Annotated in this window: 20 protein-coding genes and 1 tRNA gene; 11 read left to right on the forward strand and 10 right to left on the reverse strand. The window is 70.2% G+C overall.

Translation table 11 applies throughout. The features are described from left to right. Positions 1–249: 249 nt before the first annotated feature. Complete coding sequence (locus CcI156_RS07290) at positions 250–864, forward strand: hemolysin III family protein (RefSeq protein ID WP_041258009.1); 615 nt, start codon at positions 250–252, stop codon at positions 862–864. Positions 865–904: 40 nt separating this feature from the next. Here CcI156_RS07290 and CcI156_RS07295 read toward each other — a convergent pair whose 3' ends face one another. Further along, positions 905–1,456: a hypothetical protein gene (locus tag CcI156_RS07295; protein WP_011438273.1), complete on the reverse strand. Its 552-nt coding sequence runs from the start codon at positions 1,454–1,456 to the stop codon at positions 905–907. 199 nt (positions 1,457–1,655) lie between these two features. Then, on the reverse strand, positions 1,656–3,677 hold the full coding sequence (locus tag CcI156_RS07300) for a thioredoxin domain-containing protein (protein ID WP_076804947.1): 2,022 nt from the start codon (positions 3,675–3,677) through the stop codon (positions 1,656–1,658). A 275-nt stretch (positions 3,678–3,952) separates the two neighbouring features. On the opposite strand from CcI156_RS07300, the gene CcI156_RS07305 reads away from it, so the two are divergent. Further along, the gene (locus CcI156_RS07305; RefSeq protein ID WP_139341438.1) at positions 3,953–7,147 is read left to right on the forward strand and encodes a leucine--tRNA ligase; all 3,195 of its coding nucleotides are present in this window, start codon (positions 3,953–3,955) and stop codon (positions 7,145–7,147) included. A 20-nt stretch (positions 7,148–7,167) separates the two neighbouring features. Here CcI156_RS07305 and CcI156_RS07310 read toward each other — a convergent pair whose 3' ends face one another. Next, positions 7,168–7,530, reverse strand: a complete 363-nt coding sequence (locus tag CcI156_RS07310; protein WP_023840081.1) for a hypothetical protein — start codon at positions 7,528–7,530, stop codon at positions 7,168–7,170. Between the two features lie 222 nt (positions 7,531–7,752). Further along, positions 7,753–8,655, reverse strand: a complete 903-nt coding sequence (gene mca, locus CcI156_RS07315) for a mycothiol conjugate amidase Mca (protein WP_076804948.1) — start codon at positions 8,653–8,655, stop codon at positions 7,753–7,755. Between the two features lie 456 nt (positions 8,656–9,111). Here mca and greA point away from each other — a divergent pair, with 456 nt between their 5' ends. The 3 genes from greA (at position 9,112) to CcI156_RS07330 (ending at position 13,196) form a co-directional block, all read left to right on the forward strand. Next, positions 9,112–9,594 carry a transcription elongation factor GreA gene (gene greA / locus CcI156_RS07320; protein WP_076805066.1) on the forward strand — a complete coding sequence of 161 codons (483 nt, stop codon included), beginning with the start codon at positions 9,112–9,114 and terminating at the stop codon, positions 9,592–9,594. 123 nt (positions 9,595–9,717) lie between these two features. Then, positions 9,718–11,157, forward strand: coding sequence for a magnesium chelatase (locus CcI156_RS07325; protein WP_175637549.1), 1,440 nt, complete (start codon positions 9,718–9,720; stop codon positions 11,155–11,157). Between the two features lie 44 nt (positions 11,158–11,201). Next, positions 11,202–13,196, forward strand: coding sequence for a VWA domain-containing protein (locus tag CcI156_RS07330; protein WP_011438280.1), 1,995 nt, complete (start codon positions 11,202–11,204; stop codon positions 13,194–13,196). Here CcI156_RS07330 and CcI156_RS07335 read toward each other — a convergent pair. Continuing rightward, positions 13,116–13,739: a PadR family transcriptional regulator gene (locus tag CcI156_RS07335; RefSeq protein ID WP_011438281.1), complete on the reverse strand. Its 624-nt coding sequence runs from the start codon at positions 13,737–13,739 to the stop codon at positions 13,116–13,118. The genes CcI156_RS07330 and CcI156_RS07335 overlap by 81 nt on opposite strands. 224 nt (positions 13,740–13,963) lie before the next feature. Between CcI156_RS07335 and CcI156_RS07340 the strand changes: the two genes are divergently transcribed. Both CcI156_RS07340 and CcI156_RS07345 read left to right on the forward strand, forming a co-directional pair. Continuing rightward, the gene (locus tag CcI156_RS07340; protein WP_076804953.1) at positions 13,964–15,115 is read left to right on the forward strand and encodes a serine protease; all 1,152 of its coding nucleotides are present in this window, start codon (positions 13,964–13,966) and stop codon (positions 15,113–15,115) included. A 55-nt stretch (positions 15,116–15,170) separates the two neighbouring features. Next, positions 15,171–15,632, forward strand: a complete 462-nt coding sequence (locus CcI156_RS07345) for a membrane protein (RefSeq protein WP_011438283.1) — start codon at positions 15,171–15,173, stop codon at positions 15,630–15,632. A 43-nt stretch (positions 15,633–15,675) separates the two neighbouring features. Here CcI156_RS07345 and CcI156_RS07350 read toward each other — a convergent pair whose 3' ends face one another. Beyond that, positions 15,676–16,578 (reverse strand): alpha/beta fold hydrolase, encoded by a 903-nt coding sequence (locus tag CcI156_RS07350; protein ID WP_011438284.1) that lies wholly within the window; start codon positions 16,576–16,578, stop codon positions 15,676–15,678. 196 nt (positions 16,579–16,774) lie between these two features. On the opposite strand from CcI156_RS07350, the gene CcI156_RS07355 reads away from it, so the two are divergent. Together CcI156_RS07355 and CcI156_RS07360 are read left to right on the forward strand one after the other, a co-directional pair. Then, a complete protein-coding gene (locus CcI156_RS07355; protein WP_076804956.1) occupies positions 16,775–18,469 on the forward strand; it encodes an MBOAT family protein in 1,695 nt (564 codons plus the stop codon). 187 nt (positions 18,470–18,656) lie between these two features. After that, complete coding sequence (locus CcI156_RS07360; protein ID WP_076804958.1) at positions 18,657–19,706, forward strand: DUF459 domain-containing protein; 1,050 nt, start codon at positions 18,657–18,659, stop codon at positions 19,704–19,706. 50 nt (positions 19,707–19,756) lie between these two features. On the opposite strand, the gene CcI156_RS07365 is transcribed toward CcI156_RS07360, so the two are convergent. Next, positions 19,757–20,047, reverse strand: a complete 291-nt coding sequence (locus tag CcI156_RS07365) for a hypothetical protein (RefSeq protein WP_235462825.1) — start codon at positions 20,045–20,047, stop codon at positions 19,757–19,759. Between the two features lie 199 nt (positions 20,048–20,246). Between CcI156_RS07365 and CcI156_RS07370 the strand changes: the two genes are divergently transcribed. After that, positions 20,247–20,474 carry a DUF4287 domain-containing protein gene (locus CcI156_RS07370; protein ID WP_011438288.1) on the forward strand — a complete coding sequence of 76 codons (228 nt, stop codon included), beginning with the start codon at positions 20,247–20,249 and terminating at the stop codon, positions 20,472–20,474. Between the two features lie 173 nt (positions 20,475–20,647). After that, a complete protein-coding gene (locus tag CcI156_RS07375) occupies positions 20,648–21,058 on the forward strand; it encodes a PPOX class F420-dependent oxidoreductase (protein WP_076804960.1) in 411 nt (136 codons plus the stop codon). A 111-nt stretch (positions 21,059–21,169) separates the two neighbouring features. Here CcI156_RS07375 and CcI156_RS07380 read toward each other — a convergent pair whose 3' ends face one another. The 3 genes from CcI156_RS07380 to CcI156_RS07390 all read right to left on the reverse strand — a co-directional run bounded on the left by CcI156_RS07380 (position 21,170) and on the right by CcI156_RS07390 (position 24,144). After that, positions 21,170–21,928 (reverse strand): Bax inhibitor-1/YccA family protein, encoded by a 759-nt coding sequence (locus CcI156_RS07380; RefSeq protein WP_076804962.1) that lies wholly within the window; start codon positions 21,926–21,928, stop codon positions 21,170–21,172. 242 nt (positions 21,929–22,170) lie between these two features. After that, positions 22,171–22,245, reverse strand: a tRNA-Leu gene (locus CcI156_RS07385). 351 nt (positions 22,246–22,596) lie between these two features. Next, positions 22,597–24,144, reverse strand: coding sequence for an NAD(P)/FAD-dependent oxidoreductase (locus tag CcI156_RS07390; RefSeq protein ID WP_076804965.1), 1,548 nt, complete (start codon positions 24,142–24,144; stop codon positions 22,597–22,599). Positions 24,145–24,246: the final 102 nt, after the last annotated feature.

Consider the following 24,246-nt stretch of genomic DNA (forward strand, 5'->3'; position numbering starts at 1 on the left):
AGTTCGAGGCCACGTTCAGGATCATTAGACTGTACCGCGCGTTCCGTCCGCAGTCGCGCGATAGCGAGTGCGCAGAAGCGTCGGATCCATCACRCACCGATACGGACCGACCGCTGCCGTCCAGCTCCGCTTCGTGACGGCGGCAACCCTCGGGTTATCGTTCTCGGCGTGGCTTCCCTCGTACAGCAGCCAGCCGGGCCTCCGCAGACGGACATCGCCTCGCACCCGCGTGACCTGGTGCGACCGCGCATGCGGGGATGGCTACATGCCGGCGCGTTCCCGATCAGCCTGACACTAGGCGTCATTGCGGTGGCACTGGCTACCACGCTGCGTGCCCGGCTCGGTGTCGCGGTTTACGCCCTGAGTATTGCGGCCCTCTTCGGAACGAGCGCCCTCTATCACCGGACGATGTGGTCGACATCACGTGCCCGGGCGCGCATGAAGCGTCTCGACCACTCAATGATCTTTGTTTTCATMGCCGGGACTTACACCCCCTTCGCCCTGATCGCGATGCCGCCGACGACCGCTCGGGTGGTCCTGGCGGTGGTGTGGGGAGGGGCGGGACTCGGCGTCGCCATCCGGATGCTGTGGCTGCACTCGCCGCGGTACCTGACCGTGCCGCTCTACATCGCGCTCGGCTGGGTAGCCGTCTTCGTGATCCCGGAGCTCGCCCACCGGGCCGGGATCGCCTCGATGGTACTTCTGCTCGTGGGGGGGGTCTGCTACAGCCTCGGCGCCGTCGTCTACGCCTGCCGGCGACCGGACCCGGCACCCACGATCTTCGGCTACCACGAGGTGTTCCATGCCTTCACCCTCGTCGCCGCGACCTGCCACTACATTGCGCTGCTCTTCGCCATCTACTAACAGCCTTCCCCCGCACGGCGGCTACCGGGGGCTCCGGCGGCTACAGCCGAGGGCCCACCGAGCGGATCTTCTCCACCTGTTCCATGGCCTCCCGGAGCTGGCGCAGCCAGCTGTCGGCGTTCTCGCCCACCAGACGTACGCACCAGGCGAGGGCCTCGCTGCGGCTGCGCGCCACCCCCGAGTCGACGAGGGTGTCGAGCACCTGGCGTTCCGGCTGGCGCAGCCGGGTCATCACCGGCACGGACAGCGCGGTGAACAGCTCGGTGGTGTCACCGACGGTCGCGCCCCACGCCACCTTGCGGTTGTACCGATGTTCGGCCTTCGTGGCGATGGCGATCCGTTCCTCACGGGTCTGCTCCCGGAACCGCCGGATCCGGGCCCCCGTCGCCGACGGCCCTCCTCCGGGCGCGACGCCGCCGGCCGCGAGTACCCCGATGACCGTGATCTCGTCCCGGTCCACGACCACCGTGGGCATCCCGGCGAACCACCCGGCCGGGATGTGCTCGGCGAACCAGGCTGCGGCGTCGTCCGCCGGAACCACCTCCGCCCGCTCCCCCGGTCTGCCGTACCCCCGTCCACGCGGACCGGACATGACGTGTCCCCTCGATCTCCGATCGGGACCCGCGCGCGGGCCCGGCCTGCCGGCTGATCCGGACCCGGAGGCCCGATCTGGCACTCCAGAGCGGATCCGAAGAACCCCTCGTGACAATTACATGCTTACCGCACCGCCAGTCTTACCGCATCACCAGTGCAACATGCTTACCGCATCACCAGTGAAAGAAGAGGGACGGTCAGCTGGCCACCTTCACCCCGAGTTGGCGGCGCACCTCGGCTGCGGTCCGGGCCGGCAGCTCACAGACGAAATCCCGGCACACGTACACCCCAGCCKTTTCCCGGCCGACGGTCAGCGGTCCGCTGGTCACCACGACCGCACCGGGCGCCGTGCCGAGGCGGGCGRGCCGTTCCAGCGCCGGGCTGTCCACGACCGCGACCTCGGCCGGCCCGGCCAGCAGCGCCTCGGCGACCGCACCGGCCCAACCGGCGAACCGGGCATCCCGGGCCAGCAACGGAGCGACGCGCGCCACCGTCGTCTCGGCGGCCGACCGGTGTTCGGTGGAACCGGTCAACGCCGCGTAGCTGACCAGGGCGCCGGCGACAGCCGCCTGGCCCGACGGGGTCGCCGAGTCCGAGTCGTCCCGCGGCCGGCGCAACAGCACCTCCGCGTCGTCCGCGGTATCGAAGAACCCCCCGTCAGAGGCCGCGAACCGATCACGGACGATGTCCAGCAGCGTCCCAGCGAGCGCGAGCCACTCCGGATCGCCGGTGACCTGGTGCAGGGTGAGCAGTCCCTCGGCGACGTCGCCGTAGTCCTCCAGTACCCCGGCGTTCACGCCAACCCGCCCGTCCCGGCTCGTCCGGCGCAGGCGTCCGTTGACGAGATGCACGTCCCGGAGCAGGACGGCGGCCTGTTCGGCGGCCCGCACCCAGTCCGGCTCGTCGAACAACGCGCCAGCCTCGGCCAACGCCGCGATGGCCAGGCCGTTCCAGGCGGCCACCACCTTGTCGTCGCGAGCCGGCTGCGGCCGGGTCGCCCGTGCCGCGGCCAGGGCCGCGCGGACCGCCGCGAACCTCGCCGGATCGTCCGGGTCCGCCGGCAGGCGCAGCACCGACGTACCACGTTCGAAACTGCCCTGCTCGGTGACGCCGAAGACGCCGGCGGCCCACCGCCCGTCTTCCGGCCCGAGGACGGCGACGAACTGGGCGGGTGTCCAGGCGTAGCTGGCCCCCTCCTCGGGGTGCGCTCCCGCCGGGGCAGCGCTCGCGGGAACGGCATCCGCGGGAACGGCATCCGCGTCGAGCGCCGAGGCGAACCCCCCCTGGGGGGTGCGCAGATCCGCAAGCAGGAAGGCTGCCGTCTCCCGGACCACCCGTTCGGCCAGTGCCGACCCGGTGGCCCGCCACAGGTGCAGGTAGACCCGCAGCAGCAGCGCGTTGTCGTAGAGCATCTTCTCGAAGTGCGGGACCGTCCACGTCGCATCGACGCTGTACCGGGCGAACCCCCCGGCGAGCTGGTCGTAGATGCCCCCACGCGCCATMCGTTCGCAGGTCACCGCGACCATCTCCAGGCTGCGCGCGTCCCCCGTGCGGGCGGAGTGCCGCAGCAGCATCTCGGCGACCATGGACGGCGGGAACTTCGGCGCACCGCCGAATCCACCGTGACGGGCGTCAAAGCGGGCCGACAGCCCCGCCACGGCGGTGTCGAGCAGAGCCGGGGTGATCTCGGCTGCGAGACCGGACGCCGGACCACGCGTCGCCGCCTCGGCGAGCCGGCGGGCGATGTCCGCCCCCGACTCCTCGATCTCGTCCCGCCGGGTCCGCCAGGCCTCGGTGACCGCCGTCAGGACCTGGCGGAACGACCCCATGCCGGGCCGGGGACGCGGCGGGAAGTAGGTGCCGGCGAAGAACGGCTCGGCGGTAGGGGTGAGGAACACCGTCATCGGCCAGCCGCCGTGCCCGGTCAGGGCGACGGTGACGTCCATGTAGACGGAGTCGACGTCGGGCCGCTCCTCCCGATCCACCTTGATGTTGACGWAGTGGTCGTTCATGTACTCGGCGGTCGCGGCGTCCTCGAACGATTCGTGCGCCATGACATGGCACCAGTGGSAGGATGCGTAGCCCACCGAGAGCAGCACCGGCACCCCCMGCCGGGCCGCCTCGGCGAAGGCCGCCGGGCTCCAGGGCCACCAGTCGACCGGGTTGTCCGCGTGCTGCAGCAGGTACGGAGACGTCTGCTCCGCGAGCTTGTTAGGCACCCGAACTCCTCATGATCTGCGTGTCCGCCAGGCCCGCGGAACCCCGTAGGCCTCTGGATATGCAACCAAAGGCGCGCCCAGGTAGTCCGCCCTCATCTCCACGCCGCGCCGACGTGATCGGCGCGCTTCCTCGACCGGCCCGCCGCGCCGACGTACCCGGCGGATAGGCTCGTGGGACCGCACGATCCCCGCCGTCCGCTCGCCCGACCGCCGTCCGTCAGGCCGCCGTTCCCGCCGCGAGAGCGGTGAGAGGGTCGACGTACCAACGAGTTTGGATGGCACGAGCGATGAGTGAGACGGCCGAGCCCGGCGCCCGGACCGGCGCCGCGGACACCACGGTGGCACCGACCGGTGCGTCTGGCGGGATCATCCCGGCAGCCGCGGGCACCGCGGGCGGCGCCCCCGCCGGGACCGGGAGCGTCGAGCCGAGCTTCCGGTACGACGCCCGGCTCGCCGCCGACATCGAGCGGCGCTGGCAGCGCCGGTGGGCCGACGAGGGCACGTTCAACTCGCCGAACCCGGTCGGGCCGCTCTCGACGGGCTTCGAGAAGGTCGCCGGCCGGGAGCCGTTCTACATCATGGACATGTTCCCCTATCCGAGCGGCTCGGGGCTGCACGTCGGGCACCCGCTGGGGTACATCGGCACCGACGTGTTCGCCCGCTATCTGCGGATGTCCGGCCGGCACGTGCTGCATCCGTTCGGATACGACTCCTTCGGCCTGCCCGCCGAGCAGTACGCCATCAACACGGGCCAGCATCCCCGCGACACCACCAACGCCAACATCGCCAACATGCGCCGCCAACTCTCCCGGCTGGGGCTGGGCCACGACACCCGCCGCGAGATCGCGACGACCGACGTGGGCTACTACCGCTGGACGCAGTGGATCTTCCAGCAGATCTTCAACAGCTGGTACGACCCGCAGGCCGGCCGGGCCCGGCCGATCGCCGAGCTGATCGAGGAGTTCGCCGCGGGCACCCGGGCGCCGGTAGCCGGCCCCGCCGGGGGGAACACGGCCGTGTCGGTTGACGCGGTCCGGGCGGCGAACCCGGCCGGGCTGGCGTGGACCGAACTCGACGAGGTGTCCCGCCGGAAGGTCGTCAACGCGCACCGCCTGGCCTACATCTCCGAACAGCTGGTCAACTGGTGCCCGGGGCTGGGCACCGTGCTGGCGAACGAGGAGGTCACCGCCGACGGCCGCAGCGACATCGGGAACTACCCAGTGTTTCGCCGGCCGCTGAAGCAGTGGATCCTGCGGATCACCGCCTATGCCGAGCGGCTGATCTCCGACCTCGACCTGGTCGACTGGCCGGACTCGATCAAGCAGATGCAGCGCAACTGGATCAGTCCGAGCGAGGGCGCCAGCGTCGAGTTCACCGTCGTCGCCCCCGGCGAGGAGGCAGGTGCGTCCGATCCGTCTGGCTCATCGACCGCCCGGCGTATCGAGGTCTATACCACCCGCCCGGACACCCTGGCGGGGGCCACCTTCCTGGTACTCGCGCCCGAACATCCCCTGGCCGACGCCCTGATCGCCGACACCTGGCCGGCGGACACCCCGGTGAGCTGGCGCTTCCCGGCGGGACGGCCGGGCGGCGGCACGGAACCGGCGGACACCGCCGGGCCGGAGGCGGGCGCCGATCCGGCGTGGACCCCGCGAGCCGCCGTCGACGCCTACCGGGAGTTCGCGGCCCACCGCAGCGACCGGCAGCGCGGCGAGGAGGTCATCGACCGCACCGGCGTGTTCACCGGCTCGTACGTGCGCAACCCGGTCGGTGGCGGGGTCATCCCGGTCTTCCTGGCCGACTATGTGCTGCTGGGCTACGGCACCGGGGCAATCATGGCGGTACCGGCGCACGACAGCCGGGACTTCTCCTTCGCCCGCGCGTTCGACCTGCCGATCCCCGCCGTGCTGGAGCCGGACGCGGACTGGTACGCCGCGCACGGGGTAGTGCCCGCGACTCCATCAGCGCAGTGGCCCGAGGCGTTCAGCGGTGCGGGCGAGTATCGGCCCGGTCCGGCCAGCGCCCCGGTGCTGGTCGGCCTGTCGAAAAGCGAGGCGATCAAGGCCACGGTTCACTGGCTGGAGGAGATCGGCGCCGGCAGGTCGGCGCGGTCGTACCGGCTGCGGGACTGGCTGTTCTCCCGCCAGCGGTACTGGGGCGAGCCGTTCCCGATCGTCTTCGACGTCGACGGGCTGCCCCACGCGGTTCCCGACGAGCTGCTGCCGATCGAACTGCCGGAGATGACCGACTTCCGGCCCACGGCGATGGCCGAGGACGACGCGAGCGACCCGGTGCCCCCCCTGGCCCGGGTGGCCGACTGGGTGACGGTCACCCTGGATCTCGGCGACGGGCCGAAGCAGTACCGGCGCGAGACGAACACCATGCCGCAGTGGGCCGGTTCGTGTTGGTACTACCTGCGCTACCTGGACCCGACCAACACCGAGCGCTTCGTCGACCMGACCGTCGAGCGCTACTGGATGGCCAGGCCGGGCGCGGTTCCCGGCGACGGCGGCGTCGATCTGTACGTCGGCGGTGTCGAGCACGCCGTGCTGCACCTGCTCTACGCCCGGTTCTGGCACAAGGTGCTCTACGACCTGGGCCACGTCTCCACCAAGGAGCCGTTCAAGCGGCTGTTCAACCAGGRATACATCCAGGCGGATGCCTTCACCGACGCCCGGGGCATGTACGTCCCGGCGGCCGAGGTGACGGCGACCCCCGACGGCCGGTTCCTCTTCCAGGGCGCCCCGGTCAACCGGCGCTCGGGCAAGATGGGCAAGAGCCTGAAGAACAGCGTCAGCCCGGACGAGATGTACGACAGGTTCGGCGCCGACACGCTGCGCGTCTACGAGATGGCGATGGGCCCGCTCGACGCTGACCGGCCATGGCACACCGACGACATCGTCGGTTCGCACCGGTTCCTCCAGCGGCTGTGGCGCACCGTCGTCGACGAAACCACCGGGGCGGCCGCCGTCGTTGACGAGCCGTTGGACGGCGAGGCTCTTCGCGTCCTGCACCGGACGATCCTCACGGTCACCGCCGAATACGCGGGGCTGCGGTTCAACACCGCGGTCGCCCGGCTCATCGAACTAACCAACTTCGTCAGCAAGAGCTACGGGAAATCCCCCACCCCCCGCGCGCTCGCCGAGCCGCTCACCCTGATGGCGGCCCCGCTGGCCCCGCACATCGCCGAGGAACTGTGGTCCCGCCTCGGTCACGAGGAGTCGGTCAGCACGGTCGCCTTCCCGATCGGGGATCCGGCGCTGGCCGCCGAGTCGGTCAGGACGATCCCGGTCCAGGTGAACGGGAAGGTCCGGTTCACCATCGAGGTTCCGGACGGTTCAGCGGAGCAGACGGTTCGCGATCTGCTCGCCGCACATCCCGAGTTCGCCCGGCAGACCGATGGTCGGACGATCAAGAAGATCATCGTCGTGCCCGGTCGGATCGTGAATATCGCCATCTCCCCCGCCTAGCCGGGGTCTGCGGCAGCCGCCTACCGATCGCTCCCCGCGGAGCCCGCGGGGGGTCCAGGCTGGGTCGGCAGGTCCAGCTGCTCGCCGCCACCCGCCAGGCCCGCCGTGCTACCGGCGCCGGCGGTGCCGGCGGTCTCCTCGACGACCTCCCCGTCGATAACCGGCCCGTCTCCACCGTCCAGCCGGCGCATCGCGTTCGGATCAGGGTCGACGCCGGCGAACTCGCCGCTGGCGACGTTCGACCGCATCCGGCGCAGGCTCTTCGAGAGGAAGAAGAAGATCACACTGGAGGCCGCGATCAGTGCCAGGACGACGAGGAGCCCGACGGCTCCGGCGTCGATCTTCCTCTCGACCAGCACGGAAGCGGCGAAGACCTCGTTCACGGGCACGTCCTCACACCTGGTGTCCTCTGGTGTCCGCCACACCTGCTGTCACCGCCCGCCACGGGGACACTCCACGACGGGCGCCGATTCCGACCCTACGCCCTGCCGTACGAGTCCTCCGCCTCCGCGGTCACGCACCGTTGACTAGATCACATACTGTTCGAAAAGTCACATGCCATCCGAAAAGTCACATGCCACCTGAAAGGTCAGGTTACCGGAGAGTCACACGCCGTTGAACAGATCGTCTTCGGGCAGCAWGCCGACCTCGATAAGAGAACGRGCCAGCTGGTAGTCCTCTGTCGGCCAGGCRTCCCGCTGCACCTCCAGGGGTATCCGGAACCACCATCCGGTGGKGTCGACCTGGGTGGCGTGGGCGATCAGTGCCCGGTCGCGGGTCTCGAACCAGTCCGCGCACTCCACCTGGGTGGTGAGCCGACCGGTGTCCTCGGCGCGGTCGACCCACTCGGCCAGCCGCTCGGCATAGGGGGACTCCAGACCGCGGGCCATCATCTCCTCGTGGAGAGCGAGGACGCGCTCCTTGTGGAAGGTGAGGTGGTAGTAAAGCTTGAGCGGCTGCCAGGGTTCGAGGCCGGCGTCGACACCGACCTCGGGATAACGGTCGGGATCACCGGCCGCCTCGAACGCCTCCACACTGACCCGATGGGTCATGATGTGGTCGGGATGCGGATACCCGCCCGACTCGTCGTAGGTCGTGATGACCTGCGGCCGGAACTGACGGATCAACCGGACCAGCGGACGGGCCGCCTCGCCGAGCGCGATGGTGGCGAACCGCCCGTCCGGAACAGGCGGCGGCGGATCGCCCTCAGGCAGTCCGGAGTCGACGAAGCCGAGCCACTCCTGGCGGACCCCGAGGATGAGCCGGGCGGCCTCCATCTCCTGCCTGCGGATCTCCGCCATCCGGGCGGCGACACCCGGCTGGTCCATCGCGGGGTTGAGGATGCTGCCCTCCTCTCCCCCGGTACACGTGACCACGAGGACGTCGGCGCCCTCGCTGGCGTAACGTGCCATGGTGGCGGCGCCTTTGCTGGACTCGTCATCGGGGTGGGCGTGGATGGCCATCAGGCGCAGGCCATGCCGATCGYGGACCGCGGGCATGCGGCCCATTGTTCCTGATGCCTCGACGTTGCTGATGCCTCGACGTTCCTGATGCCTCGACGTTGTTCCGGGCTCACCGGTCTGGGTGATCCGACCTCGTCCGAGGAACCGCCGGGGCCCGCCCCGCGTTCGGTCTGGAAAAGTCACCCAACGCCGTGGCACAATGCACCGTCCGCGCATGCTTCGACGGCAGGCCTGCCGTCGACCGGCGCACCGACATCGTCGTCGGCCCGGTCCGGAGGGCCGATGGACGACGGCCGGTTCCGTCGTCCTCCCACCCCTGCGTGAAGCATGCGTGGTCGAGGTCGAAGGCAAGGGCTGTCGGATCACCCGTAAGGGCTGACCCGCCGGTYCGGAGCTTCCGGGCGGTCCAGACGCCGCCAGAGCCACCAAGCCCGACATCGGATTCCTTGATTCATTTTGGTATGATGACCCTTTTGATGTTCACCGAGGAGCGTGACCCGCGTGACGCAGCAGACTTGGCTCACCCAGGAGGCATACGACCGGCTCCGCTCCGAGCTCGACTACCTGACCGGCCCGTGGCGTACGGAGATCGCGACCAAAATTGAGGCTGCCCGCGAGGAGGGCGACCTCAAGGAAAACGGCGGCTACCACGMGGCCAAGGAGGAGCAGGGCARGCAGGAGGCCCGGATTCGCCAGCTCACGGACCTGCTGCGCGACGCCCAGGTCGGCGAGGCACCCGCGGCGACCGGCGAGGCCGGCCCCGGCACCGTCGTCGAGGTGCGCTTCTCCGGCGAACGGGAGACGGAGAAGTTCCTCATCGGCTCGCGTGAGGACCACAGCACGCCCATCGAGGTCTTCTCCCCGGCGTCCCCGCTAGGCGGCGCGGTGAGCGGGCACAAGGCGGGCGAGACCGTCTCCTACACGCTGCCCAACGGCCGTTCGGCCAAGGTCGAGATCGTCTCGGTGTCGCCCTACTCGGGCTGACTACGCCAGCAGCGGACGAGCGCCGGCCCGGCTGCACGGGTGGCGGCGTCGGCGTACCGTCAACGGGTGGAGGATCTGCCGGCACAGCCCAGTCATTCCATACCACCGACCGTGCCCCCGACCGTGGCATCTGCGGTCCACCCGCCGACGGCCGCCGCCCCGCAGTTCACCACCCTGGGTGGGCTGCGCCGCAGCGGGCACGCGCACCGCCCGGTGCGGACGGAGCTGCGCGACAACCTCGTCGCCCTGATGCAGGGCGACGGCCCCCGGTTCCCGGGCATCGTCGGTTTCGACGAGACCGTCCTTCCCCAGGTCGAGCGGGCCATCCTGGCCGGTCACGACATCGTCTTCCTCGGCGAGCGCGGGCAGGGCAAGACCCGGCTCATCCGCACTCTGGTGAGTCTGCTCGACGAGTGGTCGCCGGCCGTCGCCGGCTGTGAGATCAACGACCACCCCTACGCGCCGGTCTGCGGCCGATGCCGGGCGCTGGCGGCCGATCTCGGTGACGCGCTGCCGGTGGTCTGGCGGCACCGCGGCGAGCGGTTCAGCGAGAAGCTCGCGACCCCGGACACGAGCGTCGGCGACCTCATCGGCGACGTCGACCCGGTGAAGGTCGCCGAGGGCCGCACGCTCGGCGATCCCGAGACGGTCCACTACGGGCTGGTGCCACGCACCAACCGCGGGATCTTCAGCGTCAACGAGCTGCCCGACCTCGCCGAACGGATCCAGGTCGCGCTGCTCAACGTGCTGGAGGAGCGGGACATCCAGGTCCGCGGCTACCTGCTCCGGTTGCCGCTGGACCTGCTGCTGGTCGCCTCGGCCAACCCCGAGGACTACACCAACCGGGGGCGGATCATCACGCCGCTCAAGGACCGGTTCGGCGCCGAGGTCCGCACCCACTACCCGCTGCACCTCACCGACGAACTGGCGCTGATCCGCCAGGAGGCGGTGATGTCCTGGGCGGGGTCCCCGCTCGGCGCACCGGAGATACCCGATCACCTGGTGGAGATCGTGGCCCGGTTCACCCGGCTGGTGCGCGACGCCCCCCAGGTCGACCAGCGCTCGGGGGTGTCGGCCCGGCTGTCGGTGGCCGCGGCCGAGACGGTGGCGGCTTCGGCGGTCCGCCGCGCGGCGCTGACCGGCGAGGAGACGCCCACCGCACGGGTGGTCGACCTCGCCGCGATCGTCCCGGCGGTACGCGGCAAGGTCGAGTTCGACCAGCTGGAGGAGGGCCGGGAGGACGAGGTCCTCGCGCTGCTGTTGCGCCGCGCGGTGGCCGAGACATTCCGGGCAAGGCTGGCCGGCGCGGACCTCACCGGCCTGCAGKCCCGCTTCGACGCGGATGGCCCGGTCGAGACCGGCGACCTGGTAGCGGCGGCCGAGCTGCTGCGCMGGGTCGGGCCGGTGCCCGGGCTCGCGGCGATCCTGACCAGGCTCGGCGTGGACGGGGCGGAGTCGCCGGGGCTCGCGGCGGCCGCGCTGGAGCTGGCGATGGAGGGACTGCACCTCAACCGCCGGCTGGCCAAGGAAGAGCTTCCCGGACGGACCGTCTACGGCACCTGACCCGGCGGCACCTGGCCTCGGCACGGAAGCTTCCAGGAGGAACAGTGAATTCCGGAACATTCCGGTATGGCCCGTGGGACGGCGGACCCGACCCACTCGCCTCTCCCTTCACCGCGTCCGACGCCCTGGATGAGATGTCCCGCCAGATTCTGGAGGGACGCACCCCGCGGGAGGCTCTGGAGTCGCTGCTGCGCCGGGGCATGCCGGGCCGGCGTGGTCTGGACGACATGCGCCGGGCCGTCGAGCGGCACCGGCGGGAGGCCCGATCCCACGGCCGGATGGACGGGACACTCCAAGAGGTCCGCCGGCTGCTCGACACCGCCGTGGGCCAGGAACGGGCGGCGCTGTTCCCCGACCCCTCCGACGACGCCCGGCTGCGCGAAGCCGAGCTGGACGCGCTGCCCGCGGACCCCGCCCGTGCGGTGCGCTCGCTCGCCGAGTATGACTGGCGGTCCCCGCCGGCCCGCGAGACGTACGAGAAGATCTCCGAGCTGCTGCGTCGCGAGGTCCTCGATTCCCAGTTCAAGGGGATGAAGCAGGCCCTGGAGGGGGCCACGCCCGAGGACTTCGCCCGGATCCGGGAGATGGTCGGCGCGCTCAACGCCCTGCTGGAGGCGGACGCCCGCGGTGAGGACACCGACGAGGCGTTCGCCCGGTTCATGCGGGAGTTCGGCGACTTCTTTCCGGAGAACCCCGGCTCGCTGGAGGAACTGGTTGACGCGCTGGCCCGCCGGGCCGCCGCCGCCGCGCGGTTGCTGGCCGGGCTCACCCCGCAGCAGCGCTCCGAACTCGCCGATCTGATGTCCACGGCGATGGAGGACCTGGGGCTCGCCGCGGAGATGTCACGACTGGCGCAGGCGCTGCGCGCGTCCCGACCTGACCTCAACTGGGGTGGACGGCTGCGGGGGCGGGCCGGCCGGTTGGGCGACGGCCTGAGCGGCGAGGAACCGCTCGGTCTCGGCGACGCCACCACCGCGCTGGAGGAGCTCGCGGAGCTGGACGAACTGGCCGCCGCGCTGGGGCAGGACTACGCCGGGGCCTCCCTGGAAGACGTTGACCCCGAGGCGGTGGCCCGGGCGCTGGGCCGGTCCGCCGTCGACGATCTGCGAGGGCTGCAGGAGATCGAACGGGAGCTGGAGCGGCAGGGATTCCTCACCCGCCGGGCCGGGAGCCTCGAGCTCACCCCGCGGGCGGTGCGCCGGATCGGGCAGGCCGCACTGGCCCGGATCTTCCGGCAGGTCTCCGCCCGGGGCCGCGGGGATCACAGCGTGACCGACGCGGGTTCCGCCGGGGATCTGCTGGGCACCTCCCGGGCCTGGCAGTTCGGCGACACCCAGCCGATCGACGTCGTCCGCACGGTCCGCAACGCGGTGCTGCGCGGCGGTCCGCCCGGCCGGGGCCACCCGATCCGCCTGGCGGTGGCCGACTTCGAGGTCGCCGAGACGGAGCGCCGCGCCACGGCGGCGGTGTGCCTGCTCGTCGACCTGTCCTACTCGATGGCGCTGCGGGGCACCTGGGGCATCGCGAAGTCGACGGCACTCGCGCTGCACACGCTCGTCAGCACGTCGTTCCCGCAAGACAAGATCCACATTGTCGGCTTCTCGGACTACGCCCGGGAGCTGCGGCCGGTCGAGCTCGCCGGGCTCGACTCCGAGATGGTGCAGGGCACGAACCTGCAGCACGCCCTGCTCATCGCTGGCCGGTTGCTGAGCCGCTACCCGCAGTCGGAGCCGGTCATCATGGTGGTCACCGACGGTGAGCCCACCGCGCACCTGCTGCGCGACGGTACTCCCTCGTTCTCCTGGCCGCCGATGCCCGAGACCCTGGAGCTGACCCTGGCCGAGGTCGACCGGCTCACCCGGCGCGGYGTGACCGTCAACGTGTTCATGCTCGACGACGAGCCACGGCTGGTGCAGTTCGTCGAGGAGATAGCCAGACGCAACGGCGGGCGGGTTCTCTCACCCGATCCCGCCGCCCTCGGCAACTACGTCATCCGGGACTACCTGCGGGCCCGGGGCAGGCACCGCACCGCCCGCTGACCGCCGCGCCACCCCGCCCGGCTCGGCGGCGAGGCGTTCCCAGAACTCGACCGCGAGCTCCTCGTAGCCGAGCCCGAGATCGAGGGTCCGGCGCAGCGACCAGGCCAGGGCGCCCGCGGGCAGCGCGATCAGGGAGCGGTACACCTCCAGGTGAGCGCGATGCGCCGCCGCCTGGGCCCGCGCGAGCCGGCTGACATCACCCGGCCGGCCCAGATCGGCGAATGCCAGCTTGAGCAGGCCGGGATCGCGCAGCTCGGTGCGCCCGGCCTCCGGGACGGTGAGCCACGCGGCCAACCTGCTCCGGCCGGCGTCGGTCAGGCGAAAGATCCGCCGCCTGCGGCCGGACTCCTCCCGTTCCTCCGAGAGGAGTCCGGCCGCGGCAAGGCGGGGCGGCTCCTTGTAGAGCTGGGCGTGCGGAAACGACCAGAAGTTACCGATCGAGCCGGCAACCGCGACCTTGAGCTCGTACGGAGTGGCGCTGCCACGCCGCGCCACCTCCCCCAGGACCAGATACGACACCGGCGTCAGCGCGATTCCAGCCATGGTCTCGATGATATGGCTTGAATGATACGGGTTGAATGATACGGGTTTATAGGTACCGTCTCTTCCGGACTATCTAGCACCTAGCCGTCTTACCCCTACAGCCCTCYCCAACCGGCCCATGGAGAGGGGTCGACAAGGGCGGGAGGCGCGGCCCGCCGACCCACCCGTCCCACAACGCCCGCGAGCCGCCACAGAAGGCGACAGTACTGCTACTCTGCGCTGTCGTGACGTCACGGAGTGCAGACCAGGAGTCCGAGCGACGGGCGGACGCGGCACGCCTCCGCCCACTCCCGCCGGCGGATGTACCCGGCGCCACCCGGGCCCGCCCACRCCCGCCGGCGCGATCGAGGCTCACCGTCGCGATCCTGCTGACGGCGGGCGTCGCGCTGGCACCCGCGGCCCTTCCGGCCAGCCCCGCCCAGGCGGCGTCGGACACCGGGCGAGGGGGCGCGCCGATCGCCGCCACGTACCCGGGATCCACCGCGGGACAGCTCCTCTCGGCGCCGGGGGCGGTGACCCTCGCCGAGCAGCGCGAGGTCGAACGGTACTGGAGCGCGCAGCGGCGGGCCCGAGCCTTCGGGGCCCGCACGAACGACCATGCCGATGCCGCCCCCCTCAGTCCCGGGCCGGCCCCGCCTGCCGCCGGCGACTCCGAAACGGCCGCGAGCGACGCTCCCCCGCCCCCGAGCGCCGGAACGCCCTACACCCGGGGCGGGCTGGTGACCACGACCACCGGCCGGTTGTTCGCCACCATCGGCGGCAGTGACTACGCCTRCTCCGCGAGCGTCGTGTCCAGCCCCAGCCGTGACCTCGTGGTCACCGCGGGGCACTGCGTGCACGGCGGTAGCGGGGAACAGTTCGCGCGGAACGTCATCTTCATCCCCGGGTTCGACAACGGCGCGATGCCCTACGGCATCTGGACCGCCCGCCGGCTTACCGTGACGTCCGGGTGGGCCCGCCAGGACGACTTCGACGTCGACACCGGCTTCGCCCTGTTCAACCCGTCCCCGTCCCGCGGCCGTCATCTCGAGGACACGGTCGGATCCCAGGGCATAGCCTTCGATCTTCCGGGGACGTATCCGCAGTACACCTTCGGCTACCCGCGGCTGCCCCCCTACGACGGCAGCCAACTCGTCTACTGCGCCGGCCCCGGCTTCGGCGACCCCTACGGCAGCCCGTCGATCGGCGTCGCCTGCCGCATGACGGCCGGCGCCAGCGGCGGGCCACTACTCACCGGCCTCGGCCGGCTCGGTTCCGGGCACGGCTGGGTCGACGGGGTGGTCAGCTACGCCTATGCCGGAGTCAACGACAAGCTGTACGGAACTCACTTCGGCGACGTGGTGAAGTCGCTCTACTACCAGTCCTACCGGCTCTAGCGGATCGCCGTCCCCCGGGATACGGCCGACGGACGACGATCGATACCTTCTGCGCATGCCGCATTCGGGCAGCTTCGGGCTCCTCCTGACCGTGCACGTCGTTCTCGGGGTCTTCGTCATCGGTCCGCTGACGCTGATCACCGTGGTCACCCCGCGCCTGCTGCGGTTGGGGGCCGGTGCCCTGCCGATCCTGCGCCTGTGCGTGCGGATGATCCGGGCTCTCGCGCTCGCCTCACTGCTCATCGTCGTGACGGGCCTCGGGCTGGTGCATCAGGGATCATTCGGCAGCGTGCGGTCGCTGGGCGACCCCTGGCTGTCGGGTGCCCTCGTGCTGTGGGTGGTGGCCACCGGGATCTCGCTGGGCATGATCGCGCCCGGGCTCGCCCACGCCGTCAAGGAGATCGACGCGGGCGGTGACACGCGTCGGCGTACCCTTCCAATCATGGGGGGTGTCGCCGTGAGCACCGCCTGCTGGATACTGATCATCGCTTTCATGGTCATCAAGCCCGGGACCTGACGCGGCCGGGCCACCGCGACGATCCGGGCAGGCGGGTCGTCGCTCAGCTCGCCTGCGCGAGCGTCCCGCGACGATCGACTTCCCCGCGATGCACGACATCGTCAAGCTTGTCCAGGATGCGACCCCAGACCTGGCGGGGGAGCTCATGCCCCATCCCGTCGATCTCCAGCAGCTCCGCGAGCGGGATCGCCGCGGCCGTCAACCGACCACCGAGGACCGGGACGAGCGGGTCCGCGTCACCGTGGACGACGAGGGTGGGGACCGGGAGCCGCGCGAGCCCGGGGGTGCGGTCGGGCGCCGCGAGCACGGCGGCGATCTGGCGCATGACCCCGACCGGGTTCGGGCGACGGCCCCATTGGATCTCGGCCCGCCGCCGCAGCCACGCCACGTCCGGCGCGAACAACGGCGAGCCCAGGACCTCCTGCGCCTCGTGCCCGGCGAGGACGAACTCCTCCAGGTCGGCCGGCGCCGGCCGCAGGAACAGCGCGATCGCCTCGGCGGTCGGCTGCACCCGGTGGTCACCCGGATGGGACATCATCGAGGTGAGGCTGCGCACCCGCTCGGGGTTCCCGAGGGCCACGATCTGGGCGATCATGCCACCCATCGAGCTGCCCATCAGGTGYGCCGACTCGATCCCGAGGGCGGTCAGCAGGCCGACCGCGTCCGCGGCCAGGTCCTCGAGCCGGTAGGGAGCGAGGTCGAAGCGACCGCTCAGGATCGCCGCCAGGTCGGGCCGACCGAGCTGGTCGAGATGAGTGGACAGTCCCACGTCCCGGTTGTCGAAGATGATCGTTCGATAACCGCGACGACCGAGCGCGGCCAGCAGGTCCGGGTGCCAGCCGACGAGCTGCTGCCCGAGGCCGCCGATCAGGAGCAGCGGCAACCCGTCCTCGTCGCCGTGGATCTCGTAGGCGAGGTCGATGCCGTTGACTGAGACGATGCCCATGGTCGGAAGGTAGCCATCCCATGGCGCCGGCGCACGAGTTCCACCGGCAATCGGCCGGAGGCTACCCGAAAGGGCCAGGCGGATGCCGGCAGCGCGGCCGTCGAGCGGCGAACACCCCACCCATCAACTACTTTAGGTAGTCGCTCGACTTCCTAAAGCGATTATCCTGCTGGGCGACCCCACCGGACGGGCACACATGATCTTTCCGACGATCGAGTTTGCGGCGTTCCTTGTCGTGGTGCTGGCGATCTCCTGGCTGCTGATGCCCCGGCCGAGGCTGTGGAAGCCGTTCATCCTCGGGGCGTCGTATTTCTTCTACGGCTTCGCGGACGCACGCTTCGTGCTGCTGATCGTGGCCTCCACCTTGATCAACCAGGGTGCCGCCGTCGCGATCCACYGCTGGCGCGACCRCCGCGTCCTCATCGCCGCGATCGTCTGCGACCTCGGCCTGCTCGGCTGGTTCAAGTACTACAGCTTCTTCGCCCTGTCGGTGGACCGCGCGCTGGCCGAGATCGGTCTCCCCACGGCGCTGCCCCTGCTCCAGGTGGCGCTGCCGATCGGGATCTCGTTCTTCACCTTCCAGGCGCTGTCCTACGTCATCGACGTCCATCGCGGCACCAGCACACCCGCGTCGCTGCTGGACTTCGCCGTGTACGAGGCGTTCTTCCCGCATCTGGTCGCCGGTCCCATCGTGCGTGCGCGCGAGTTCATCCCCCAGCTCGCCACGCCACGGGACCCGAACCAGGTCCAGGCCACCCGGGCCGTGTTCCTGATCGTGGGCGGCCTGGTCAAGAAGGTGGTGCTCGCCGATCTGATCGCCTCACGCCTCGTCGACCCCGTCTTCGACGCACCCGGCCAGCACTCGTCGCTGGAGATCGCCACGGCCGGCTACGGCTACGCCGTGCAGATCTACTGTGACTTCTCGGCGTACTCCGACATCGCGATCGGGATCGCCCTCCTGCTCGGCTTCCGCTTCCCGGACAACTTCGACCGTCCCTACGCGGCCGTCACCCTGCAGGACTTCTGGCGCCGCTGGCACATGACCCTGTCCCGATGGCTACGGGACTACGTCTACCTACCGCTCGGAGGGAACCGGAAGGGGCAGCGGCGCACCTACCTCAACATCATGATCACCATGACTCTGGGTGGTCTCTGGCACGGCGCCGCCTGGACGTTCGTCCTGTGGGGAGCGCTGCACGGCGGTGGGCTGGTGACCGAACGCCGGATCCGGGCCCGACGGGCGGACCGGATCCGGGCGACGGAACGGGCCCGAGCCACGGGACAGGAGCAGATCCCGGGACGGGCCCGAGCCACGGGACAGGAACAGATCCCGGGACAGGCCGAATCGGCGGGGCTCTCCGCGATGCCGCTACCCCGGCCGGGATCGGAGAGCCCCGCACCGCTCCTTTCCGCTGGCGGATCCGGCGCCGTTATTGGTCCCGGTCCCGCTGCCGGCTTCGGCATCGCCGGCAGTTCCGCGGGGACGCCAACCACGGCGAGCCGCCGGACGATCATCGCCGCACAGGCCGCGCTTCCCGAAGCGGTCCCCAACCCGGTCCGCGCCTGGGCCGGCCGGCTGGCCGTCTTCCACTTCGTGTGTGCCACCTGGGTCCTGTTCCGAGCGCCCGACCTGGCAACGGCACGCGAGCTCGTCGTCCGRCTGTTCACCGCGAGCGGACCGGCGCCGCTGGTCACTCCGACGGTCCTCGCCGCCATMGGGGTGGGACTGGCCACCGCAGCCGTCCCGCGCGTCTGGTGGATCCACGCGCAGGCCGCCTTCACCCGACTGCGCCTTGGCGCCCAGATCGCGCTGCTCACCCCGAGCATCATGATCATTTATGCGATCGTCGGCCCACAGGACGTCGCGCCGTTCATCTACTTCCGCTTCTGAGTCACGCTCGCCTGCTCTCCCCAGCCCAACCCCGGTCCCGGAGCCTGAGTGTTACCCCGGCCGGGGTAACACTCAGGCCGGACGATACGAGCAACGGCGAGAGGGACTTTAACTTAGAGTAATCTAATAGCAACGCCCGATCACATTCCGGGACATCTGTGACCTGCGTCAACGAAGCCGAGGGGCGATGACTGAGCGTGAAGATTCGGCGCCACCGGGACCCCCGGCGACCGCACCCGCGGCGACCACCGGCGTCGTCCGGGTTCGGCAGGCCTTCCTGCTGGTAGCCGTCACCCTGGGTCTGCTGGCGGTGCTCCGCGCCTCGGCGATGGTGCACGCGGGCGAGGGCATGCGCCCAGGACTCACCCGCACGCTCGTGCTGGGCGTGGCCCGGCCGACCGAACGGATCACCCGGACCGTCCATCTCGACGAACCGGACCGGTGGTTGTCGCGCGCGTTTGGTCACGACGCCAAGTCCGGCGGCACCTTCTCCGAGCTGGCATCGGCGGCCAGCCGAGCTGAAGCCGAGCCCGATCGCCCCGGCGCCCTCGGGCCGGGCGCCGCCGGYTCCCACCGCTCCCCGCTGCCACCGCGCCACCCGACCGCGGCCGATCCGCTGCGCGTCCTGGTCACCGGGGACTCGCTGACGGAATCACTCGGTCCGAGCATCATGAACAGTGCGCCCGCCACGATCCGGGCACAGACCGAGACGCGGTTCGGCACGGGCCTGGTGCGGCCCGACTTCTTCGACTGGGCCACCCATGCCCGGGCGCAGATCACGCAGCGCAACCCAGAGCTGGTGATCGTCGCAATGGGCGGGAACGACGGCCAGGGCATCACGCTTGCGGACGGAACCGTCCTGCCGGCCGGATCGGACGCGTGGACCGCCGAGTACCAAYGGCGTGCCATCGTCGTGATGCGGATCTGGAGCGGCGACGGAGCCCGCCGAGTGCTGTGGCTCAGCCTCCCGCCGGCCCGGTCGGACCAGCTTAACGGCTACTTCCGCCGGCTGAACGAGGCGACCCTCGACGCCACGACCAGGGTGGTCGGAGCCCGATATCTCGATCTCACCCCGTGGTTGTCGAAGAACGGCGCATACAGCGACTACCTCACCGGCACGGACGGTAACACCGTCCTGGCCCGAGCCCGTGACGGCGTGCACCTGAGTCTCGACGGCGCGCGGATCGCCGCGGGACACGTTCTGGAAACCGTGCGCAGCACGTGGAACCTGCGGTGAACGACGATCGGACCGACCGACCGAACTGGACGATCAGACCGACCGAACGCTCAACGGGGGCGGAACCCGAAGCCCGCGCCGTCCAGATCCCGGCGGGCCTCCAGGACGGCGGCCCGGGCGGCGGCCAGGACGTCGCGACCGGACGGCGCCGCCGCACCGGACACCGAGATCGCGGCGACGAGCTCGTCGGCGAGGACCGCGAGCTGGTCGGTCAGGGCATGCGGCGCCAGCCGCGGCGGACGAGCGCCGGCCGGCGCTCCCGTGCCGGCCCGCTCGCCGAGCGACGCCAGTTCGTCGAGCAGCCGAACGGCCCGCTCCGCCCTGGTACCACCGGATTCCACCGGAACATCCCATGATGACCCGGACCAACACTGAAGGCGGTGAATCAGCAGGCCGACCTCACGGGTGAGATCACGGACCTCGTCGGACATCCGAGCAGGTTACCTGACGATGACGGGAACGGGTCTTGCTCTCTACTGTGGTATAGGGCACCCTCCAGACATGGTCCGTTGACGTCGGGTTTCACCTCAGGAGGCGCGCATGTCGCTGAACCGCTCCGCCCAGACCCACCAGATCCTCATCGAGCGGATACCGAAGGCAACCGGCCACGACGTGAACCACTGGCTCGATCGRCTCGACGACGGACCCGGCCTGCTCCGCTTCGCAGAGCGCGTCAACTGGCTGCGGGCCGAGCACGACCTGCCGCACTGCTATGCGGCGGCCCTGGTCCATGAGGCCGATCTGCGGCGGCGGGCGATCCGCGCGTAGACACTCGGCGGCCCGGCCGCGCAGGCCCGGCCGCTCGGTGGGGCGTCGAGGTACGGCCCGGCTTCCCGCAGCTGTCCCCCGCCCCATGGCGCCGGGTACCCGGCGCCATGGGGCGGATATGGTCCGCATCGTTGACGCGCCCGGTCGGCCACCGGACACATCACAATGACTGCATGAACCTCGACGCAGCCACTGAGTTCGTACGCGATCACCACCGGGCGGTGCTCAGCACCACCCGCCGGGATGGCACGCCCCAGATGTCACCGGTCACCGTCGGGGTGGACACCGACGGCCGTCTGCAGATCAGCAGCCGGCTCACCGCCTACAAGGTCCGCCACATCGAGCGGGATCCGACCGTACGGATCTGTGTGTTCCCCGATGAGTTCTTCGGGCCCTKGGTGCAGATCAACGGAACCGCCGAGATCGTCCGGCTACCGGCGGCGATGGACCTCCTGATCTCCTATTACCGAGACATCGCGGGTGAGCATCCCGACTGGGACGACTACCGGGCGGCGATGATCCGCGATCAGCGATGCATCATCCAGATCACTGCGCGGTCGGCGGGGCCGGACGTCTCGGGCTGAGGACCAGGCTTGAGGACACCCGCTATGCGCGCGCCCTGACCACGCGCGCCCTGACCCTGCCCRCCCTGACATGATCATCGGCAGGACCCGGCCCCACGACGGACCCGCGCGCTACTGCCGCAGCTTGGAGAGCAGGCGCAGYGTCTCCAGGTAGACCCAGACGAAGCCGATCAGCAGGCCGAATCCCGCCCGCCACGCCTCGGAACGCGGCGCATGGGACGCGATCGCCCGCTCGATGTAGTCGAAGTMGAGGATGAACTGCAGGCTCGCGACGCCGAGCACAAGCAGGCTGAACAGGATGCCGAGCGGCGTCGCATCGTTGATCACCGGCAGGTGGCTTCCGCTGGTGGCCCTGATCACGAGGTCGGTCAGGCCGAGGAGCACGACCCCGAGGAGCACGCCGAACACGATACGGGCCATCCGGGGGGTGGCCCGTAGCCGACCACTACGGTAGGCGACCAGCATCGCGACGAAGATCAGACCGGTCCCGAGCAGGGCCTGCGGGATGATGCCGTTGAAGGCGTTCTCGTAGTAGCGCGAGACCGCCCCGACCGCCACCCCTTCGATCAGGGCGAAGGCGATGATGAGCGGCGGACTGATCAGGTTGCGAAACGAGACGAACAGGCTGATCGCCAGGGCGACGAGGCCGGCCCCCAGCGCGATGCCGGGCGAGTCCGGCGCGAGGGCCCAGCCGACCGCGCCACCGACCGCCAGCAGCGCGAACAGCCCCAGCGTGTGCACGACGACGTCGTCGATCGTGAGGGTGGTGGGCTGGCGGTAGTGGCTCGCCAGCTCCTCGGGGGTCGGCGTGGGAGGAGACGCGAACMCACCGCGACGGAACGCGGGGTTCGAGGAACGAAGGTCGGCCATGGAGCCGGCTCCTCTCGGTCGCCTCCGGGGAGGCATCACCCTCGGTGACTACAGCCTACGTCACCGTCTGGAACGTTCCTTGGGATACGGGAGTTCCCGGCGCACCGGGACACGGTGGATGGCGACAAGGCATCGCGGCGCACGTCCACGCGCGCATCCTCACAGCATCCCACAGCGACGAAGCCTTCCCCTCCTCGGCCGCGGTTCATCGGTCAGATGCCCGGATGACCGAGAAAGGATTGTGCCGGTGGTCGGAGTCGAACCGRCACTCGAGCTGTTTTTAGGACAGCCTCCTCTACCAGTTGGGATACACCGGCTCGTCTACATCGCTGATGTTTCTACCACGCTACGTAGGGTCTGGGAATAACACATGCGGAAAAAGTGGTCCGGAGATGGCGGCACGACCGAAAGCGTGACTCATCGTGACGAGGATGCCAACTGTTCGCCATCCCCTTCGATCGGTGGACAGCTCAGATCGCTAAAAGGCGGGTCCACCGTCGGGTTTGGTCCTGACGGCCAGAGCGGAGACGCGGGAAAACACCCCCACCTAAGTGCCGTGAAGCCACGAGGGCCGGTGAACCATCGCAACCGGGCGACGATTCACCGGCCCGCAGGCTCCCGGCGTCCCTACCGTCACACGCCGGCCATGGTGCCGCCGGGCGCTCAGTTCACGTGCCGCGCGGACCGGGCGTCCGGCTCCGGCCGCGGGAGATCCTGCCGGTCGGTGCGGCCCGGACGACATCCTCACCCGGGGACGCGGCCTCACCACCCTCGGCCTCACCGCCCTCGGCATCGCCGGGCGAGTCGGCTGCGACGGCGGACGCGGGGGCGCGAGTGGTCCCGTTCCGCCCGGTCGTCGTGACCGGAGTGCCGGGCGTGCCTGGGGAGATGGCCGCGGCGAACGCGGACGGCATCGCCGCCCGGCGGAACTCGGCCCGGGGATCGGCGAAGGATCCGAGCGAGACGATCTCGCGGCGGAAGAACAGTGCCAACGACCAGTCCGCGACCACCCTGGTCTTGCGGTTGAGGGTGGGAACCCTGCTCAGGTGGTACGTCCGGTGCATGAACCAGGCGGGCCAGCCGCGCAGCTTGACCCCGTAGACCTCGGCGACACCCTTGTGCAGGCCCAGGGACGCCACGCTGCCGGCATAGCTGTGCTCGTATGGTTCGAGGGGCTCGCCGCGCAGCTCGGCGAGGATGTTGAGGGCCAGCCGGCGAGCCTGGCGGACGGCGTGCTGGGCCGAGGGACCGGTCGTGACATCCTCGCCCCTGGTCAGGTCGGGCACGGCCRCGCAGTCACCCGCGGCCCACGCGTCACCCACCCCGTCGATCTGCAGGAAGACGGTCGCGCGCACCCGGCCTTGATCGTCCAAGGGCAGATCCGTGTCGGCCAGCATCGGGTTCGCCCGCACCCCGGCCGTCCACACGATGGTGCCCGCGTCGAACTCCTCACCGTTATTCAGCACAACCCGCCCACCGACCAGGCTCTCCACCCGCGTGTTCAACCTGACGTCGATGCCCCGGTGCTCGAGCTGCCGGAGGGTATAAAGCCCCATTCCGGGTGAAACCTCGGGAAGAATACGGCCGGCGGCTTCAACGAGGACCCAACGCATATCCGTCGGTTCCAGATCAGGATAGAAAGAACACGCATCGCGGGCCATGTCCTCCAACTCGGCAAGAGCCTCTATTCCGGCATACCCTCCGCCGATGAAGAGAAAGGTCAGCGCCCGGCGCCGGACCGCGGGATCGGTCACCGAGGCGGCCGCGTCCAACCGGCTGATGACCTGATTACGGAGATAAATGGCCTCGGCCGCGCTCTTGAAGCCGATGCCCTGCTCCGCGAGCCCTGGGATTGGCAGGGTTCGCGCCACCGATCCCGGACACATCACCAAGATGTCGTACTTAAGATCAAATTTCTCGCCAAGGGATGGTTTGATCACGGCGGTCCGTGTCCCATGCGACACCTGAAGCGCGCTTCCGCTGACAACCCGACAGCCCTTCAGCACCTTACGTAGCGGCACCACCACGTGCCGTGGCTCAAGGTTGCCGGCCRCCGCTTCCGGGAGGAAAGGCTGATAGGTCATGTACGAGTTGGGCTCGACGACTGTGACCAATGCCTCGTCCTGGCGCAGCTTCCGCCGCAGCCGCAGGGCCGTGTACATGCCGACGTATCCTCCGCCGACGATGAGGATGTGCGGTGGTTGCCCGTAGCCCATGGCAAAAACGTACCCACGAGGGCCGTGTTACACCCTGGTCCCGGGCTGGCCGCCCAGCTTTTTTCGTGACGCAGGACACGAATACCGGCGGTCTTCGGCCCG

It is taken from the genome of Frankia sp. CcI156 (genome assembly GCF_001983015.1).
In the GTDB taxonomy this organism is placed as follows: Bacteria; Actinomycetota; Actinomycetes; order Frankiales; family Frankiaceae; genus Frankia; species Frankia casuarinae.